This is a genomic window from Mesorhizobium sp. M2A.F.Ca.ET.067.02.1.1 (genome assembly GCF_004023285.1).
In the GTDB taxonomy this organism is placed as follows: Bacteria; Pseudomonadota; Alphaproteobacteria; order Rhizobiales; family Rhizobiaceae; genus Mesorhizobium.
In genome coordinates this window covers 1-781 of sequence record NZ_RZSB01001298.1, presented here as the reverse complement: position 1 = coordinate 781, position 781 = coordinate 1, and the positions used below count along the sequence as shown (strand labels likewise).

The window sequence follows — 781 nt, the reverse complement described above, 5'->3', positions numbered from 1 at the left end:
GGCCTGCCGCGCGTCGTGGCGGAAAGCCCGGTCGGCAAGGCGGTCGATGTCGTCATCGTGCGCAAGGGCGTCGAGCAGACGGTCAAGGTGACGCTCGGCCGGCTCGAGGATGGCGAGAAACTGGCCAGCGGCGAAAACGGCAGCACCGATCAGGGCAATGGCGACAAGGCAACGCCTCCGGTGTCGACGGCCTCGGTGCTCGGCATGACGGTCGGCGAGCTCAACGACCAGACGCGGCAGAAGTTCAGCATCGCGGCCGACGTGTCCGGCGTGGTCGTCACCGATGTCGCCAAGGATTCGCCCGCGGCGGAGCGCGGCATCCAGCCCGGCGAGGTGATCACCGAGATCGCGCAGGAATCGGTCGGCACGCCGAAGGACGTGATGGACCGGATCGGAGCGCTTAAGGAGCAGGGCCGCAAGAACGCGCTCCTGATGCTGGCGTCGAAGACCGGGGAACTGCGTTTCGTGACGATCCGGATGGATTGAGTCCGGATCGTTCAGCAAGCGATTGATGTTTCAATGAATAGGGCGGCTAGCGAGCCGCCCTTTTTCGTGCCTGCCATGCCTCGCGCGACAGCCTGTACATGACATGACGCTTGAGATGCGGGTGGCTGTCTGGGACGCTGGGGTGATCGAAGTCGGCACCGGGATCGGCTCGCATGCCGAGCCGCTTCATGACGGCGACCGAACGATGGTTGTCCGCGACCGCGAACGATACGATCTCGTCCACGCCAAGCGTTTCGAAACCGAAGGCGAGCCAGGCTCCCGCTGCCTCGGTGAC

The 781-nt window shown here is 65.2% G+C and carries 2 protein-coding genes; one reads left to right on the top strand and one right to left on the bottom strand.

Features of this window, described 5'->3' with window-relative positions; all coding sequences use genetic code 11:
* The coding region (locus EOA28_RS37425; RefSeq protein WP_128315921.1) for a PDZ domain-containing protein at nucleotides 1-486 on the top strand (486 nt) is incomplete at its 5' end.
* A 46-nt stretch (nucleotides 487-532) separates the two neighbouring features.
* Here the strand turns inward: EOA28_RS37425 and EOA28_RS37420 are convergent.
* A partial coding sequence (locus EOA28_RS37420; RefSeq protein ID WP_148671194.1) for a GNAT family protein occupies nucleotides 533-781 on the bottom strand: 249 nt, incomplete at its 5' end.